At 66.7% G+C, this 15,956-nt stretch carries 15 protein-coding genes; 8 read left to right on the forward strand and 7 right to left on the reverse strand.

What is annotated here, in order from left to right; translation table 11 throughout:
* Window positions 1–23 precede the first annotated feature (23 nt).
* Both hemW and rdgB read right to left on the reverse strand, forming a co-directional pair.
* Entirely contained in the window at window positions 24–1,226 is a 1,203-nt protein-coding gene (gene hemW / locus DFP85_RS14365; RefSeq protein WP_208108515.1) for a radical SAM family heme chaperone HemW, read from the reverse strand.
* Window positions 1,226–1,834 carry an RdgB/HAM1 family non-canonical purine NTP pyrophosphatase gene (gene rdgB / locus DFP85_RS14370; protein WP_133637138.1) on the reverse strand — a complete coding sequence of 203 codons (609 nt, stop codon included), beginning with the start codon at window positions 1,832–1,834 and terminating at the stop codon, window positions 1,226–1,228. Before rdgB ends, hemW begins: the two co-directional genes overlap by 1 nt.
* A gap of 405 nt (window positions 1,835–2,239) precedes the next feature.
* Here rdgB and DFP85_RS14375 point away from each other — a divergent pair, with 405 nt between their 5' ends.
* Complete coding sequence (locus tag DFP85_RS14375; protein ID WP_133637139.1) at window positions 2,240–2,941, forward strand: LuxR C-terminal-related transcriptional regulator; 702 nt, start codon at window positions 2,240–2,242, stop codon at window positions 2,939–2,941.
* Window positions 2,942–2,948: 7 nt separating this feature from the next.
* On the opposite strand, the gene DFP85_RS14380 is transcribed toward DFP85_RS14375, so the two are convergent.
* From DFP85_RS14380 to DFP85_RS14400, 5 genes are all read right to left on the reverse strand, one after another.
* Window positions 2,949–4,196, reverse strand: a complete 1,248-nt coding sequence (locus DFP85_RS14380; protein WP_133637140.1) for a P-loop nucleotide/nucleoside kinase family protein — start codon at window positions 4,194–4,196, stop codon at window positions 2,949–2,951.
* Window positions 4,197–4,226: 30 nt separating this feature from the next.
* Entirely contained in the window at window positions 4,227–5,516 is a 1,290-nt protein-coding gene (gene hemL, locus DFP85_RS14385; protein WP_133637141.1) for a glutamate-1-semialdehyde 2,1-aminomutase, read from the reverse strand.
* Window positions 5,517–5,692: 176 nt separating this feature from the next.
* On the reverse strand, window positions 5,693–6,553 hold the full coding sequence (gene thiD, locus DFP85_RS14390; RefSeq protein WP_133637142.1) for a bifunctional hydroxymethylpyrimidine kinase/phosphomethylpyrimidine kinase: 861 nt from the start codon (window positions 6,551–6,553) through the stop codon (window positions 5,693–5,695).
* Window positions 6,553–6,984 carry a protoporphyrinogen oxidase HemJ gene (gene hemJ, locus DFP85_RS14395; protein WP_133637143.1) on the reverse strand — a complete coding sequence of 144 codons (432 nt, stop codon included), beginning with the start codon at window positions 6,982–6,984 and terminating at the stop codon, window positions 6,553–6,555. The genes thiD and hemJ overlap by 1 nt, the downstream gene beginning before the upstream one ends.
* Window positions 6,985–6,993: 9 nt before the next feature.
* Window positions 6,994–8,766: a chloride channel protein gene (locus DFP85_RS14400; protein WP_133637144.1), complete on the reverse strand. Its 1,773-nt coding sequence runs from the start codon at window positions 8,764–8,766 to the stop codon at window positions 6,994–6,996.
* Window positions 8,767–8,894: 128 nt separating this feature from the next.
* Here DFP85_RS14400 and argC point away from each other — a divergent pair, with 128 nt between their 5' ends.
* The 7 genes from argC (at window position 8,895) to rsmG (ending at window position 15,927) form a co-directional block, all read left to right on the forward strand.
* Entirely contained in the window at window positions 8,895–9,929 is a 1,035-nt protein-coding gene (gene argC / locus DFP85_RS14405) for an N-acetyl-gamma-glutamyl-phosphate reductase (RefSeq protein ID WP_133637145.1), read from the forward strand.
* Window positions 9,930–10,034: 105 nt separating this feature from the next.
* The gene (gene erpA, locus DFP85_RS14410; RefSeq protein WP_133637146.1) at window positions 10,035–10,388 is read left to right on the forward strand and encodes an iron-sulfur cluster insertion protein ErpA; all 354 of its coding nucleotides are present in this window, start codon (window positions 10,035–10,037) and stop codon (window positions 10,386–10,388) included.
* Window positions 10,389–10,502: 114 nt separating this feature from the next.
* Window positions 10,503–11,270, forward strand: coding sequence for a transporter substrate-binding domain-containing protein (locus DFP85_RS14415; RefSeq protein WP_133637147.1), 768 nt, complete (start codon window positions 10,503–10,505; stop codon window positions 11,268–11,270).
* A 110-nt stretch (window positions 11,271–11,380) separates the two neighbouring features.
* Window positions 11,381–12,052 (forward strand): amino acid ABC transporter permease, encoded by a 672-nt coding sequence (locus DFP85_RS14420; RefSeq protein WP_133637148.1) that lies wholly within the window; start codon window positions 11,381–11,383, stop codon window positions 12,050–12,052.
* 12 nt (window positions 12,053–12,064) lie between these two features.
* Window positions 12,065–12,838 carry an amino acid ABC transporter ATP-binding protein gene (locus DFP85_RS14425; RefSeq protein ID WP_133637149.1) on the forward strand — a complete coding sequence of 258 codons (774 nt, stop codon included), beginning with the start codon at window positions 12,065–12,067 and terminating at the stop codon, window positions 12,836–12,838.
* 531 nt (window positions 12,839–13,369) lie between these two features.
* Window positions 13,370–15,274: a tRNA uridine-5-carboxymethylaminomethyl(34) synthesis enzyme MnmG gene (gene mnmG / locus DFP85_RS14430; RefSeq protein ID WP_133637150.1), complete on the forward strand. Its 1,905-nt coding sequence runs from the start codon at window positions 13,370–13,372 to the stop codon at window positions 15,272–15,274.
* Window positions 15,271–15,927, forward strand: coding sequence for a 16S rRNA (guanine(527)-N(7))-methyltransferase RsmG (rsmG, locus tag DFP85_RS14435; RefSeq protein ID WP_133637151.1), 657 nt, complete (start codon window positions 15,271–15,273; stop codon window positions 15,925–15,927). The genes mnmG and rsmG overlap by 4 nt, the downstream gene beginning before the upstream one ends.
* The last annotated feature ends 29 nt before the right edge of the window (window positions 15,928–15,956 follow it).

Genomic DNA, 15,956 nt, shown 5'->3' on the forward strand with positions numbered 1-15,956 from the left:
TCTTCTCCTTGGGTTGACGAGTGTCATCCTTCACTGGCCCGTTCATCATCGATCAGAGCCAGCAATTCGTTCAAGAATAGTAGACCCTGGGGTGATGCCCTAAGCCAGTCGGCATCTTCCACAAGAAGTCCTTTTTCACGGGCCGCGACCAGCCGGTCACGCAGCGCCCGCGGCCCACGCCCCGTATGGGCCTGCCAGGTCGACAGGGGCACCCCCTCCACCAGGCGCAGGGCATTCATGGCGAACTCCAGCGGCAGCTCGCGCTCCTCGATGTCGGTTCGACCCGCTACGAAACCCCGCGGGTCGTCAAGGCGACGCAGGTAGGCGTCGGGCAGCCGCGATTTCCAGCGCCGCTGGATCTGCAGGCCAGCGTCGCCCGGAACGCTGAGCTTGCCGTGGGCACCAGCGCCGATCCCCAGATAGTCGCCGAAGCGCCAGTAGTTGAGATTGTGACGCGAGTTCCGCCCGGCACGGGCATAGGCGGAAATCTCGTAGCGCTCCAGGCCAGCGGCCTCCAGGCGCTCGTGTCCCAGGTCCTGGATGTCCCACAGCACCTCCTCCTCGGGGAGCGAAGGCGGGAAGGCATGGAATTCGGTATTGGGTTCCAGGGTCAGCTGGTACCAGGAGAGATGCTCCGGGGAGAGGGAGAGCGCCTGGTCGAGGTCGGCCAGCGCCAGCGCCGGCGTCTGTTGTGGAAGACCGTGCATCAGGTCGAGGTTGAGGTTGTCGAAGCCCGCCTGACGCGCCTCCTCGACGGCCGCCACGGCATCGTCACCGCCATGGATACGCCCCAGGGCCGCCAGCTGGGCGTCCTGGAAGCTCTGCACGCCCAGCGACAGGCGGTTGATGCCCGCCGCCCGGTAGTGGGCGAAACGTCCCCGCTCCAGGGTCCCGGGATTCGCTTCCAGGGTGATCTCGATATCGGCGGCCAGCGGAAGCCGGCTCGCCACGGCCTGCAGCAGTCGTTCGTAGAAGCCGCCCGACATCAGGCTCGGGGTCCCCCCCCCGATGAAGATGCTCACCAGCTCGCGTCCCGCGACCAGCGGCAGGTCGGCCTCGAGATCCGCGATCAGCGCCTCGAGGTAGCGCGCCTCGGGGAGCTCGGCGCTCTGCCCCACTCCGTGGGAATTGAAGTCACAGTAGGGACACTTGCGTACGCACCAGGGGACGTGGACATAGAGCGACAGCGGTGGCACATCGAGCGCTGACAGGGCAGAGGCGCTCATCATTGTCCTTGCCCAACGCCCATCGCCACTACCAGCGCCTGCAGCGCCCGCCCCCGGTGGCTGAGCCGATTCTTCTGCTCGGCGGTGAGTTCGGCGGCAGTCGCGCCCTGATCGGGGAGCCAGAACAGCGGATCATAGCCGAAGCCCCCCTCGCCGCGGGGAGCCGGCAGGATCTCGCCTTCCCAGCTACGCTGCACGATAAGCGGCACCGGGTCCTCGGCATGGCGCAGCAGCACCAGCACGCACCAGTAGCGGGCCCGACGACGCCCTTCCGGTACCTCGGCCAGGGATGCCAGCAGCCGGGCGTTGTTGCGCGCATCGCTCTTCGGCTCGCCGGCATAGCGCGCGGAGTAGATACCGGGCGCCCCGTTCAGGGCATCGACCTCGAGGCCGGAATCGTCGGCCAGGGCCGGCAGCCCACTAAGACGACTGGCTTCCCGGGCCTTGAGCAGGGCGTTCTCGACGAAGGTCAGGCCGGTCTCCTCGACATCGGCCACGCCGTAGTCGGCCTGGGGCCGCACGTCGAAGCCCAGCGGGGCGAGCAGCTGATGGAACTCGCGCAGCTTGCCGGTATTGCCACTGGCCAGGACCAGCAGGGCTGGGGTCATGGTCGATTCTCCAGACGATCAGGGATGGTCCATTGTACGAGTCGAAGTCATCAGGGGAAACGAACGCGCAAGGAGCTGAGAGGTTGGTATTCGGACGCATGGATTTCCTCATGCTTAATCATGAGAAATCGAATCGTGAAGTCGCCGGTGCCGGACTGATTTTCCTTGACAGGTGGTCTCGGCCGAAGCATTGGCCGAACACCCTTCCGACGACAAGTCCTTGATCTAGCGACTCACCGCCCGAAGAAAAAACAATAAGTAACAAAAATATCCCCAATTATAACCAAAAGTTAGTAACGAAAGATTACATTCTGACCAAGACTGAGAGCCAGTGTGGCGCTTGTGCCACAAATGACTGATTGCCTCATCATGAAGGTTAACCGCGTCTTGCGAAGGGGTCGCACCATGGAACAGGGGAAGAGCCTGGTGTTGCTGGTCACCGCCAACAACCCTCAGTCACAACTCTTCATCAACTATCTCCACGACCAGCTCGACTGCCCGGTCTCGGTGGTCGCGCCGGGGACGGAGTGGAAGGGCAAGGATGCCTCGCCGACCGTGGTGCTGCTCGATGCGGATCATATCGACGAGGCGACCATGCAGCAGTGGCATGTCAAGGCGGCAGAGGCCGGTGACATGTCGCTGGCCGCCTTCAACCTGCGGGACGAGGAACATGCCGTCGAGGTCCTCTCGGCCATGAACCTGCAGGGGGTCTTCTACCGCAGCGATTCACTGGAGATGATCTGCAAGGGGCTCTCGATCCTGCTGGAAGGCAACCTGTGGATGTCGCGCTCGTTGATGACGCGCATGATCCAGTTCTTTCGCCGCCAGCAGCTCAACTCCTACCGGCCGGTCTGCGGTCTCACGCACCGCGAGCTTGAGATCATCGCCATGCTAGGCACGGGGGCCTCGAACATCGAGATCGCCGACCAGCTGTTCGTCAGCGAACACACCGTCAAGTCCCACCTCTACAACATCTTCCGCAAGATCAAGGTGCACAACCGCCTCCAGGCGGTGAACTGGGCCCGCCAGAACCTCGGCGCCCCGCCACCGCTGGTGGGACGCCGCCAGCGCGACGCATCCCACCAGGGCTCGCCTCATCCAAACTGACCACACGTCAAGTCAAGCGCACGTGATCCTGGATCAGGCCTGCCAGGGTCTCGGCGGCATTGTCCGCCGTGGTATCGAGGTGCAGCAGGTGCAGGCGTTCCTCGTCACTGAAGGCCTCGCTGTCTGACTGCTGACGCGCCAGTATGGCCAGGCTCTCCTCGACCGGGACACCGTGGCGCCGGGCGCGCTTGTCGATGCGCCGGCGCAGGGTGGCCTCATCGGCCTCGAAGCTGACCAGCAGCACCGGCAGGCCCCTGGCCTCGGCCTGCTGGCGCAGGAGATCACGCTGCCTGCGCTTGAGGAAGGTGCCGTCGACGCAGGTCGGGAAACCCGCTTCGAGCAAGGTGCCGGCGCATTCGGCCAGCCGACGGTAGGTGCGCTCGGTGGCCTTGCGGGCAAAGATGTCCACATGTGGTCGTGACGAAACCGCCTGTGGATCGATATCGTGCAGCCGTCGCCGCTCCACATCCGAACAGAGGCGAACGGCCCCCAGGCGACCGACCAGGGTCCGGGTAAAACGGCTCTTGCCGCTGCCCGAGACGCCGATGCCGATGATCAGCGGCGGGAAACGGAACTCGGCATAGGCCTCCGCCAGTTCCAGGTAACCCCGGCATTCCCGCATGGTCTCGGCCAGCAGGGCAGGGCGTTCGCCATCCTCACCGGCCGCCTGATGGCGCTGCAGGGCGCGTCGCGCACCGGACAGGGCCTCGACGACACGGAAGACCGAGAGCAGGCGAGCCAGCTCGTAGTCCCCGGACCGACGCAGGTAGCCATCGAGGGCCTGGCGAGCCAGGCCGGTCTCGCCATGGGATTCCAGCCCCACCAGCAGCGCCGCCAGGTCGCTGCCAGGATCGACGATGCTTGCCCCCCCGGGTCCCAGGAGGTCCCGACCGATGGCATTGGCCAGCAGCACCCGGCCCTGGTCGCAGAGCCGACTGTCGGGCTGCGTGGTAGCCCAGCTCGCTGCCAGCAGCCGCTCCCGTCGCGCCAGGATGACCGGCGCCAGGCGGGCGAGGTCCTGCTCGAGCCACTGCCGGAGGCGGGCCAGACGCAGGCGATCCTCCTCCCCGGCCAGCAGCGGCTCGATGGCTGCGGTCTCCCCGTCGAGTCGTTCACGGAAGGCGACCAGCCCCGCATCGTCGGGGCCAGTCGCTCCGGGCGAGCGGCGATGGAAGGCCACCAGCCGGTCGACCAGCTCCTCCAGCTGCAGCGCCTCCTCGCAGGAGGCCGCATGTTCGGCTTGTGTCTGGCGCATCTGGGGTCTCCCGCTATGGAGGGTAGGGTCTCAGGCCGGCTGCATCGCCGCGAATGCCTTCTCGGCACCGTCCAGGGTGAGCTGGATGTCCTCGGGGGCATGGGCACTGGACATGAAGCCGGCCTCGAAGGCCGACGGCGCCAGGTAGACGCCCTGGTCGAGCATCAGGGAGAAGAAGCGACGGAAGGCATCGGCATCGCAGGCGGTGGCCTGGGCGAAGTTGTCGACCCGGCTCTGGCCGGTGAAGAAGACCCCGAACATGCCGCCGGCACGCTGGGTGATCATGTTGATGCCCGCGGCATCGGCCCTCTCCTGGAGGCCATGGCAGAGGGTCTCGACCCGCTGCGCCAGGGCGTCATGGAAGCCCGGCTGGCGCAGCTTGCCAAGCAGCGTGATGCCCGCCGCCATGGCCAGCGGATTGCCGGAGAGGGTGCCGGCCTGGTAGACGGGACCGAGCGGGGAGATCACCTCCATGATCTCGCGACGACCGCCGAAGGCACCCACCGGCATGCCGCCACCGACGATCTTGCCCAGGCAGGTGAGGTCCGGCTCGATGCCGTAGTGGGCCTGGGCCCCGCCCATCGCCACGCGGAAACCGGTCATCACCTCGTCGAAGATCAGCACGCTACCGTGCTGGTCGCAGACGCGTCGCAGAGTTTCCAGAAAGCCTGGCTGCGGCGGGATGCAGTTCATGTTGCCGGCCACCGGCTCGACGATGATGCAGGCCACCTCGCTGCCGATCTCCTCGAAGCACTGCTCCACGGCATCGGGATCGTTGTAGGAGAGGGTCACGGTGTGCTCGGCCAGGGAGGCCGGTACCCCGGGGGAGCTGGGTTCACCGTGGGTCAGGGCACCCGAGCCGGCCTTGACCAGCAGGGAGTCGGAGTGGCCGTGGTAGTTGCCCTCGAACTTGACGATCTTGTCGCGGCCGGTATAGCCCCGCGCCAGGCGGATGGCCGACATGGTGGCCTCGGTACCGGAATTGACCATGCGCACCATCTCGATGGAGGGGATCATCTCGCAGATCAGGTCGGCCATGGTGGTCTCGATGGCCGTGGGGGTGCCGAAGGAGAGGCCGCTGTCGAGCCGCTCACGCACCGCCCCCAGCACCTCGGGGTCGGCGTGGCCGGTGATCATGGGCCCCCAGGAGCCGACATAGTCGACATAGCGCTTGCCTTCCACATCATAGAGGTAGGCGCCCCGGGCACGCTCCATGAACACCGGGGGACGGTCCATCCCCTTGAAGGCGCGAACCGGCGAGTTGACCCCGCCGGGAATGTGGCGGCAGGCCTGCTCGAAGAGCTGTGCGGATGTGGTCATGTCAACCTCTTGCCCTGTTGATGCGTGCCCGACCTGGCGGGCTGTGGATAGCTCACTGGATAACCTTGTGGCAGACGGTGAAGCGTCGGTGAATATCGTCGAACCTCGCTCGTCCACGCCTCTGCCGGGTTGGCCCCATTCTCGTCTCCCCGAGGGGCGATGGCCAGTCCGCCCCGTCATCCCGGCGGCGTCGCGGCGTCGATGGCAAGAAAGGCGGGCCTCGCCGGCAACTGCCAGAGGCGCCGCGGCAACCGCTGGTCATGTCCCGGCTGCCAGCCGCTGGCCAGCGCCTGCCAGGTAAAGGCCTGCGCCTGCTCGCAGGCCGTGACCAGCGACTCGCCCGCCGCCAGGCGCGCCGCCAGGGCACTGGCCAGGGTACAGCCGGAGCCGTGGAAGCGCCCCGCGAGCCGCGGCCAGGTCCACTGCCGGCTGGTCTCCGGCGCATGCAGGGTGTGTTCCACCCGGTCGGCCGGCACCCGTCCCGCGGGGTGGTCGGTGCCGGTGACCAGCAGGGCCTGGCAGCCGAGGGACATCAACCGCACCGCCCGCTCGGTGTCATCGACGAATTCGGCACCCGCCAGTCGGGCCAGCTCCTGGCGGTTGGGCGTCAGGATATCCACATGCGGCAGCAGGTGATGGCACATGGCGTCGATCAGCTCGGCTGTGGACAAGTCACTGCCACCGCCGGCCCTGAGGACCGGATCCATCACCACCGGTACCCCCGGCCGACGCCGCAGGATATCCACCACGGCATCCAGCACGGCACCATCCGCGATCAGGCCGATCTTGATCGCGGCAATCTCGAAGTCGTCCAGGGCCGCCGACATGGCGAACAGGTCATCGGCGGGCACGGGCCTCACCGCGCTCACGTCCCGGCAGTTCTGCACCGTCAGCGCCGTGGGCACGGTCAACGCCCAGCCGCCGCAGGCCGCCACCGCCTCGCTGTCGGCGACCAGGCCGGCGCCTCCGGTGGGATCGTGACCGGACAGCACCAGCACCGTCGGCAGGTGAGGGGAGAGTTCAGGAGAATCGGCCATCAGAACGGTTTCAGCACGGCCAGGAAGATGATCAGCAGCAGGGCGATCACCGGCAACTCGTTGAACCAGCGAAAGAACACATGGCCGCGTCGACAGCGCGCTCCGGCGAACTGCTTCAGGTAGATCAGGCAGACATGGTGATAGCCCACCAGCAACGCCACCAGCAGCAGCTTGGCATGGATCCAGCCCTGGGCGAGCCAGGCGGGATTGAGCACCAGCAGGGCGCCCCCGAACAGCAGCACGGCGATCATCGACGGGGTCATGATCCCGCGGTAGAGCTTGCGCTCCATCACCAGGAAGTGATCGATGGCCTGCTGCTCGCCCCTGTCCCGGGCCATGGCGTGGTAGACGTACAGGCGCGGCAAGTAGAACAGGGCGGCGAACCAGGTCACCATGGCCACCAGGTGCAGGGCCTTCATCCACAGATACATGACGACTCCTCAGCCGTGGGTCGAATCGGAAAAGCGGTAGTAGCGCTCGATGGCGTCGCGGGTGATGATACCGGAAATCCGCTTCTGCTTCGGCCGGTGACCGTGCTCCACGTAGAGGGCATCCAGCGCCTTGTCGTTGAGTCGTTCGAAGGCCTCGGAGAGCGTCGCCTGCAGGTGGATCGGTGCCATGTCCAGGCGCTGGCCAGGAATCTCCAGCAGGTCCAGCAGGGCGCTGTCGTCCTCCGACTCGGGCTCGTCATGCTCCAGCAGCCAGCGGGCCAGGTCGGCCGCCTTGAGCGCCAGGGTCGGCTTGTCGTCCGTGGAGCGCTCGATCAGCACCCAGGCAGGGTTGGACTCGAGCAGGGCACTGGCCTGGTCACGGGTCACCATGCGCGAGGTGCGCACCAGGCTGCGCTCCATCACCGCCGGGACCGAGACCCGCGACAGCGCCTGCATCAGGGGCTGCTGCAGCGGGTGCAGGCCTTGGCGGGTCTGGGTGAGGAAGAACCCCTGGCTGCGGCTCAGCTGCCGCGCCGTGAGGCCCGCCACCACCACCGCCAGCATCCCCGGCATGATGATGCCGGGATTGTGGGTGAGCTCGAGCAGCGCCATCAGGGCCGCCAGGGGCGCCTGCAGGACGGCCCCCATCATGGCGGCCATGCCCAGCAGGGCATAGACCTCGGGTGCCGAGGCCCCCACCGGCAGCAGGGCCTGGCCGGCCAGGCCACACAGGGCACCGGCCGCACCGCCGACCACCAGGATGGGGCCGATGATGCTGATCGGGATGCCACAGGCCACGGTGAAGGCCGTGAGCAGCAGCTTGCCGATGGCCACCGCCACCAGCACGTCCACCGCTGCGGCCCCGCCCAGCGCCAGCTGCAGCGTGTCATAGCCCATCCCCTGCACCTCGGGGTACCACCAGGCCACCCCTGCCACCGCCAGCGCCGCCAGGGCGAAGCGCGGCGCCATGGGCAGGCGCTGAAGCCGCTCGTGCCCGCGGGCCACACGCACGAAGAGTGCCGCCAGCAGCCCGATCAGCAGGGCACTGGCCAGGATCCAGGGCAGGTCCAGCAGGGATCTCAGGTGCAGGTCGGGGATGCCGATGGCGGGTTCGGGCCCGTAGACCAGCTGGGCCACCACGGCACCCATGGAGGAGGCCAGGATCACCGGCATGAAGCCGATGATGGTGTACTCCATCATCACCACTTCCATGGCGAAGATGACGCCGGCGATGGGCGTGTTGAACGAGGCCGAAATGCCCGCCGCCGTGCCACAGGCCACCAGCACCCTGAGGCTGTTGTGGGGCAGGCGCAGGTACTGCCCGAGGCCGGTGGAAGCCGCCGCCCCCAGATGAATCGCCGGCCCCTCGCGACCGGCGGAAAGGCCACCGATCACCGACACCACGCCCACCCACCACTGGGCCAGCCAGTTGCGCAGCGGGAAGCGTCCCTGATGATAGGTCAGCCGGTCGATGACATGGACCACCCCGATACGCCGTCCCTCCGGCGGCAGGCGAATGAGCCACAGGCCGATCAGGGCCGCCGCGACCAGGGGCATCAGCACCCGCAGGGCCGACGGCAGGGCCTCGAAGGCCTCGGGGTCGCCGTCGGGAAACAGCAGCATGCCGCCCAGCGACAGCAGCAGGCGGAACACCACCATCAACCCGCCGGTCACCAGGCCCGACACCACGCCCAGCACGCAGAGCTGAGGCAGGGCATCGACGTTGGCCAGCTGGCGACGGAAGCCTTCCAGGCTGAAGTCGGGTAGCGAGAGACGCGGCACGGCGACGATCCTGTTCGACCTTGCTGGGGGGACCCGCCAGGCTGGGCCTGGGTAGGGCGCGTCTCTCTTGTGTATCATATCCGGGGACACAGGTCCCAGCGTCACGTCACCAACCCCAGGAGGCCATCGTGATCAAGGTCGGAATCGTCGGCGGCACCGGTTACACCGGCGTCGAACTGCTCAGGCTGCTGGCCCGTCACCCGGACGTGGCGGTGGAGGCCATCACCTCACGCTCCGAGGCCGGCATGGCCGTCAGCGAGCTGTATCCCAACCTGCGCGGCCACTACGACGACCTGGCCTTCAGCGAGCCCGATGCCGACCGGCTGGCCCGCTGCGATGCCGTCTTCTTTGCCACCCCCCACGGCGTGGCCCATGCCCTCGCCGGCGAACTGCTCGACCGGGGCACTCGGGTCATCGACCTCTCGGCCGACTTCCGGCTGCGCGACACCGAGGAGTGGGCCCGCTGGTACGGCCAGCCCCACGGGGCCCCCGAGCTGCTGGCCGAGGCGGTCTACGGCCTGCCAGAGGTCAACCGCGAGCAGATCCGCCAGGCACGACTGATCGCCGTGCCCGGCTGCTACCCCACCGCCGTTCAGCTCGGCCTGCTGCCGCTGCTGGAAGCGGGCGTGATCGATACCGACCAGGTCATCGCCGACTGCAAGTCCGGCGTCACCGGCGCCGGCCGCGGTGCCAAGGTGCCCTCGCTGCTGGCCGAGGCCAGCGAGTCCATGAAGGCCTATGGCGCCTCGGGCCACCGCCATCTGCCGGAGATCCGCCAGGGGCTGGCCGAGGCCGCCGGCGGCCCGGTGGGGCTGACCTTCGTGCCCCACCTGACGCCGATGATCCGCGGCATCCACGCCACCATCTACGGCCGCCTGACCGCTGACCCCGGTGACCTCCAGGCGCTCTTCGAGCGGCGCTTCGCCGATGAGCCCTTCGTGGACGTGATGCCGGCCGGCAGCCATCCCGAGACACGCAGCGTGAAGGGGGCCAACCTCTGCCGCCTGGCGGTCCACCGTCCCGGTGACGGCGACACCGTGGTGGTGCTCTCGGTGATCGACAACCTGGTCAAGGGCGCCTCAGGCCAGGCCGTGCACAACCTCAACCTGATGTTCGGCCTCGATGAGCTGGCCGGCCTCGACGCCCCGGCCATCATGCCCTGAGCCGCACCACACGCGGCTCGCTCCCCAGCAAAAGTTGACCCTTTTGCTGGGGATTGTGGATAATCCCCCCTGGCAAGACATTCATCGATCCAGGGGAGGTCACCCATGAGCGGTGCCGAATCCTTCGTTCCCACCCCCTTGTTGCTCTCGGACGGGGCGCGTGCCCGTCTCGCGGCGCTCATCGAGGAACAGGGCAACCCCCGGCTCAAGCTGCGGGTCTACGTCACCGGCGGTGGCTGCTCGGGCTTCCAGTACGGCTTCGACTTCGCCGAGGACGTCGCCGACGACGACACCCTCGTCGAATTCGGCCAGGTGGCGCTGGTGGTCGACCCGCTCTCCTACCAGTACCTCGTCGGTTCCACCGTCGACTACGAGGAGGGGCTCGCCGGTGCCCGCTTCCTGGTGCAGAACCCCAACGCCACCACCACCTGCGGCTGCGGTGCCTCCTTCATGGTCTGACCGCCAGCGTTGGCTCAGCGGCGACAGCACGCTTTCCCCTCCACTTGACGCTTCCCCGGGAACTCGCCATGGTTTAAGGCGTAATCCACAACAAGTTCTTCCATGGGGAATTGTATGAAACGCCAACTGAAGACCGCCTCCCTGGCCGCCAGCGTCGCTTTCGGGCTGGGGCTTGCCGGTGTGGCCAACGCCGACAATCATGTCCTCGAGGTCGTCACCGACCCGAGTTTCGTGCCCTTCGAGATGATGGACCAGGAGACCGGCGAGATGGTCGGCTTCGACATGGACATCATCAGCGAGCTGGCCGAGCGTGCCGGCTTCGAGTACAACCTGCGCACCATGGACTTCAACGGCATCATCCCCGCCGTGCAGACCGGCAATGTCGACATCGCCATCGCCGGCATCACCATCACCGAGGAGCGCGAGGAGGTCGTCGACTTCTCCGACCCCTACTACGACAGCGGCCTGCGGATCCTGGTCGGCGCCAACGACGACAGCGTCGCGGAGCTCGAGGACCTGAAGGGCAAGAAGATCGGCACCAAGGTCGGCTCCACCAGCTACGACTTCCTCGAGAAGAACCTCGGCGACGAGGCCGACATCACCCCCTACCCGGGCAGCAGTGACATGTACATGGCCCTGCTCGGCGGCAGTGTCGATGCCGTCTTCTACGACGCTCCCAACGTCGGCTACTTCTCCCAGACCCGCGGCGAGGGTCGCGTCAAGGTCGTCGGCGACCTCTACGAGGGCCAGCAGTACGGCATCGCCTTCGCAGACGGCAGCGAATGGGTCGAGCCCGTCAACGAGGCCCTGGCCGCCATGAAGGAAGACGGCACCTACGACGAGATCCACGCCAAGTGGTTCGGTAGCGCCAGCGGCGAATGATCCCCTTCGCCTGCTGATCGCGGGGCCGGGTCAAGCGCCCGGCCTCGTTGCGTTGCGAACACCGCACGCTCCCCCCTGTCGTCACCCCTGCGTCTTGACGGAGAAACCTTGTGGACGTCACCTTCCAATTCGACTGGCAGGCGGCCTTTGCCTCCATTCCCCACCTGCTACCGGGGATTCCCTACACCCTGCTGATCTCCTTTGCGGGCCTGGCCATCGGCTTTCTCATCGGCATCATCTTCGGCCTGCTGCGCATCAGTCCCATCGCCTGGCTGCGGGTTCCCGCGATCACCTATATCGAGATCTTCCGCGGCACCCCGGTCCTCGTCCAGGTGCTGTTCATCTTCTACGGTCTGCCCCAGCTGCTGGGGGGCCCGATCAATGCCCTGGTGGCCGGCATTGCCGCCATCGCCGTCAACTCCGGCGCCTACATCTCCGAGATCGTCCGCGGCGGCGTGCAGTCCATCGATCGAGGCCAGAAGGAGGCCGGGCTCTCGCTGGGGCTCTCTCGACGCCAGACCTTCCGCTACATCATCTGGCCCCAGGCCTTCCGGCGCATGATCCCGGCGCTGGGCAACCAGGGCATCATCAGCATCAAGGACACCTCGCTGTTCTCGGTGATCGGGGTCGGCGAGCTGGTCCGTCAGGGCCAGGTCTATATCGCCACCACCTTCACTGCCCTGGAGGTCTACCTGATGGTCGCCATGCTCTATCTGGCGATCACGCTCTCCCTGTCGCTGGTGCTGCGCATCATCGAACGCAAGGGCCTGGCCGGACAATAAGGAAAGCGCGACATGAACCAAGACAAGTCCTCTTCCGGCGCCGACCCCATCGTGCGCCTCGACAAGGTCAACAAGTTCTTCGGCGACCTGCACGTCCTGAAGGACATCGATCTGGAGGTCTCGCCCGGGGAAGTGGTGGTGATCGTCGGTGCCAGCGGCTCGGGCAAGTCGACGCTGATCCGCTGCATCAATGGCCTCGAGGAGTTCCAGCAGGGCCATATCGAGGTCGATGGCAACGAGCTGCTGCCCCATGGCAAGGCCGGCCAGGCACTGCAGAAGATCCGTACCGAGGTCGGCATGGTCTTCCAGCAGTTCAACCTCTTCCCGCACCTGAGCGTGCTCGACAACGTGACCTTGGCACCCATGAAGGTGCGCGGCTGGAGCCGTGCGGATGCCATCGAGACGGCCGAACGGCTGCTCGAGCGGGTGGGCATCAGCGACCAGGCGGCCAAGCACCCCGGGCAGCTCTCCGGCGGTCAGCAGCAGCGTGTGGCCCTGGCGCGCGCCCTGGCGATGGAGCCGCGCCTGATGCTGTTCGATGAGCCGACCTCGGCGCTCGACCCGGAGATGATCGGCGAGGTCCTCGATGCCATGCGTGAGCTGGCGAAAGAGGGCATGACCATGATGATCGTGACCCACGAGATGGGCTTCGCCCGGGAGGTCGCCGACCGGGTGATCTTCATCCACCAGGGCGAGATCGCCGAGGAGGGGCCGCCCGAAGAGGTCCTGGACCATCCCCGCAACAAGCCGACCCAGCAGTTCCTGTCGAGGGTTCTCAAGCACTGATCTCGCTCACAGGCACCCTCCCGCAAAGGCCCTGTCGTTATCGACAGGGCCTTTTTTTGCCTGTGGACAGAAAATCCGAAAAAACGGGCTCCAACGGCCTGCAGCCCCTGCCATGCGCGGCATCGGATGGATCACCGCAGGTTGTTCACCATCACGGTGACAAGCCGGGTAGACAGCGGTGGACAAGCGGTGTCCGAGTCGCGCTGTGGACAAGCGAGCTTTCCGTCCACAGGCTCCCGACACCTCATCCGCAGCCAGTCACCCTCCTGTCCCGGCAGGAGTCAACAACGCAAGCTGTTGAAAAAAATGAAACTGATACGGTTATCCACGGAAAATGTCCACACCAGTAGTTACTACCACAACAGAACTTCTCTTTTATATTCTGTTTTATTGTTTAGGAGTGAAGAGAGGACCATCGGCCTGGGCAATCGGATGTGGAAAACCCTGACGATTACCCACAGGAGGTTTATACTGCCCCGCTGATTTCCACTCCTGACTGCAACATCGGCGCCATGCGCCAAGAGGTGACCCTTGGAGTATCCCGACCGCTTTGACGTCATCGTCATCGGCGGCGGCCATGCCGGAACCGAAGCCGCCCTGGCCTCGGCCCGCATGGGCTGCCGGACCCTGCTGCTGACCCATAACATCGAGACCCTCGGCCAGATGTCCTGCAATCCCGCCATCGGCGGGATCGGCAAGAGCCATCTGGTCAAGGAGATCGACGCCCTGGGTGGTGCCATGGGCCTGGCAACCGACCAGGGTGGCATCCAGTTCCGCGTGCTCAATGCCCGCAAGGGACCGGCAGTACGTGCCACCCGGGCCCAGGCCGATCGGGTCCGCTACAAGGCGGCGATTCGCACCATGCTGGAGACCCAGGCCAACCTGACGCTCTTCCAGCAGGCGGCGGGCGACCTGATCGTCGAGGGTGATACCGTGCGCGGCGTGGTCACCGAGACCGGTATTCGCTTCATGGCCGAGACCGTGGTGCTGTGCACCGGAACCTTCCTCGGCGGGGTGATCCATATCGGCCTCGACACCAGCCGTGGTGGCCGCGCCGGAGACCCGCCCTCCAACGCCCTGGCGGAACGCCTGCGGGCGTTGCCGTTCCGGGTCGACCGCCTGAAGACGGGAACGCCGCCCCGGCTCGACGCCAAGAGCGTCGATTACTCGTGTCTCGAGGAGCAGCCCGGCGACAGCCCGACGCCGGTGATGTCCTACCTCGGCAACCGCGGGATGCATCCCCGGCAGGTGAGCTGCCATATCGCGCACACCAACGAGCGCACCCACGAGATCATCCTCGCCAACCTCGACCGTTCACCGATGTACTCCGGGGTGATCGAGGGGGTCGGGCCACGCTACTGCCCCTCCATCGAGGACAAGGTGCATCGCTTTGCCGACAAGGCGAGCCACCAGGTGTTCATCGAGCCGGAAGGCCTCGACACCCACGAGCTCTACCCCAACGGGATCTCCACCTCGCTGCCCTTTGACGTGCAGCTGCAGGTGGTGCGCTCCATCGAGGGGCTGGAGAACGCCCATATCACCCGGCCGGGTTATGCCATCGAGTATGACTTCTTCGATCCCCGGGACCTGCGTCACTCCCTGGAAACGAAGTTTATCCACAACCTCTATTTCGCCGGCCAGATCAACGGCACCACCGGCTACGAGGAAGCGGGTGCCCAGGGGCTGCTGGCCGGCCTCAACGCCGCGCGGCGGGCCCGCGGGCTGGAGAGCTGGTCACCGCGTCGCGACGAGGCCTATCTCGGCGTGCTGGTCGATGACCTGATCACCCTCGGGACCAGGGAGCCCTACCGCATGTTCACCTCCCGGGCCGAATACCGCCTGCTGCTGCGCGAAGACAACGCCGACATGCGACTCACCGAGACCGGTCGCGAACTCGGCCTGGTGGACGATGCCCGCTGGGCGGCCTTTGCGGCCAAGCGTGAGGCGGTTGAGCGCGAGAGCGCACGGCTCAAGGCCAGTTGGGTGCAGCCGGGCTCCCCGGCGGCCGCCCGAGTCGAGGCCCGGACCGGCACGCCGCTGGCGCGCGAATACAGCCTCATGGACCTGCTGCGGCGCCCTGAGCTCGCCTATGGCGACCTCGCCGACCTGCCCGGCATCGAAGGGCAAGCGGTCGAGGACGAGGCGGTGGCCGACCAGGTCCAGATCCAGGCCAAGTACCAGGGCTATATCGATCGGCAGCAGAACGAGATCGACAAGCTCAAGCGCCACGAGGCCACGCCGCTGCCGGCCGACCTCGACTACCAGCGGGTCGAGGGGCTGTCCCACGAGATCCGCCAGAAGCTCGAGGAGGCCCGCCCCGAGACCCTGGCCCAGGCCGGACGCATCTCTGGGGTGACCCCGGCAGCGGTCTCGATCCTGCTGATCCACCTCAAGAAGCGGCGACTGCTCGACGACAGCCGGGCGGCCAGCGCATGACCTCGAGCGAGCAGATCGTCGAGGCGCGCCTCGATGGCGGACTGGCGGCGCTGGACATCGCCGTGGATGACGAGCAGCGCCATCGGCTGCTGGCGCTAGTGGGACTGTTGCACAAGTGGAACCGCGCCTATAACCTCACCGCGGTACGCACGCCGGAGGAGATGGTGACCCGCCACCTCCTCGACAGTGCCGCGGTGCTGCCCTTCGTGCGGGGCCCGGAGCTGCTCGACGTGGGCTCGGGCCCCGGGCTGCCGGGACTGGTGCTGGCGATCCTCGACCCGAGCCTCGCGGTCACGCTGCTCGACAGCAACGGCAAGAAGGTGCGCTTCCAGCGCCAGGCCGTGATGGAGCTGGGCCTTGGCAACGTGACCCCGGAGCAGACCAGGGTCGAGGCCTTCGCGCCCGTCGCCGGGGGCTATGCCCAGGTGATCTCGCGGGCCTTCTCGAGCCTGGGCGATTTCATCGCGCTGACGTCGCGCCTGGTGGCACCGGATGGCGAATGGCTGGCCATGAAGGGGCCCGCCGTGGATGATGAACTGGCCGGACTGCCCGAGGAGATCGTCGTGGCGGCACGACACGACCTCGCGGTGCCCTACGAGAACGGTAGCCGGCAGCTCGTGGTCCTTCGGCACCGGGATGTGACCCAGGCCTGACCCAGAGGCGTCTGTTTCCCCAGCAAGGG

Source organism: Halomonas ventosae (assembly GCF_004363555.1).
Taxonomy (GTDB): domain Bacteria; phylum Pseudomonadota; class Gammaproteobacteria; order Pseudomonadales; family Halomonadaceae; genus Halomonas; species Halomonas ventosae.

Coding starts and splice junctions, on each gene's coding strand:
- hemW (WP_208108515.1), bottom strand. CDS start 1,226: ATGAGCGCCTCTGCCCTGTCAGCGCTCGATGTGCCACCGCTGTCGCTC.
- rdgB (WP_133637138.1), bottom strand. CDS start 1,834: ATGACCCCAGCCCTGCTGGTCCTGGCCAGTGGCAATACCGGCAAGCTG.
- DFP85_RS14375 (WP_133637139.1), top strand. CDS start 2,240: ATGGAACAGGGGAAGAGCCTGGTGTTGCTGGTCACCGCCAACAACCCT.
- DFP85_RS14380 (WP_133637140.1), bottom strand. CDS start 4,196: ATGCGCCAGACACAAGCCGAACATGCGGCCTCCTGCGAGGAGGCGCTG.
- hemL (WP_133637141.1), bottom strand. CDS start 5,516: ATGACCACATCCGCACAGCTCTTCGAGCAGGCCTGCCGCCACATTCCC.
- thiD (WP_133637142.1), bottom strand. CDS start 6,553: ATGGCCGATTCTCCTGAACTCTCCCCTCACCTGCCGACGGTGCTGGTG.
- hemJ (WP_133637143.1), bottom strand. CDS start 6,984: ATGTATCTGTGGATGAAGGCCCTGCACCTGGTGGCCATGGTGACCTGG.
- erpA (WP_133637146.1), top strand. CDS start 10,035: ATGAGCGGTGCCGAATCCTTCGTTCCCACCCCCTTGTTGCTCTCGGAC.
- DFP85_RS14415 (WP_133637147.1), top strand. CDS start 10,503: ATGAAACGCCAACTGAAGACCGCCTCCCTGGCCGCCAGCGTCGCTTTC.
- DFP85_RS14425 (WP_133637149.1), top strand. CDS start 12,065: ATGAACCAAGACAAGTCCTCTTCCGGCGCCGACCCCATCGTGCGCCTC.
- rsmG (WP_133637151.1), top strand. CDS start 15,271: ATGACCTCGAGCGAGCAGATCGTCGAGGCGCGCCTCGATGGCGGACTG.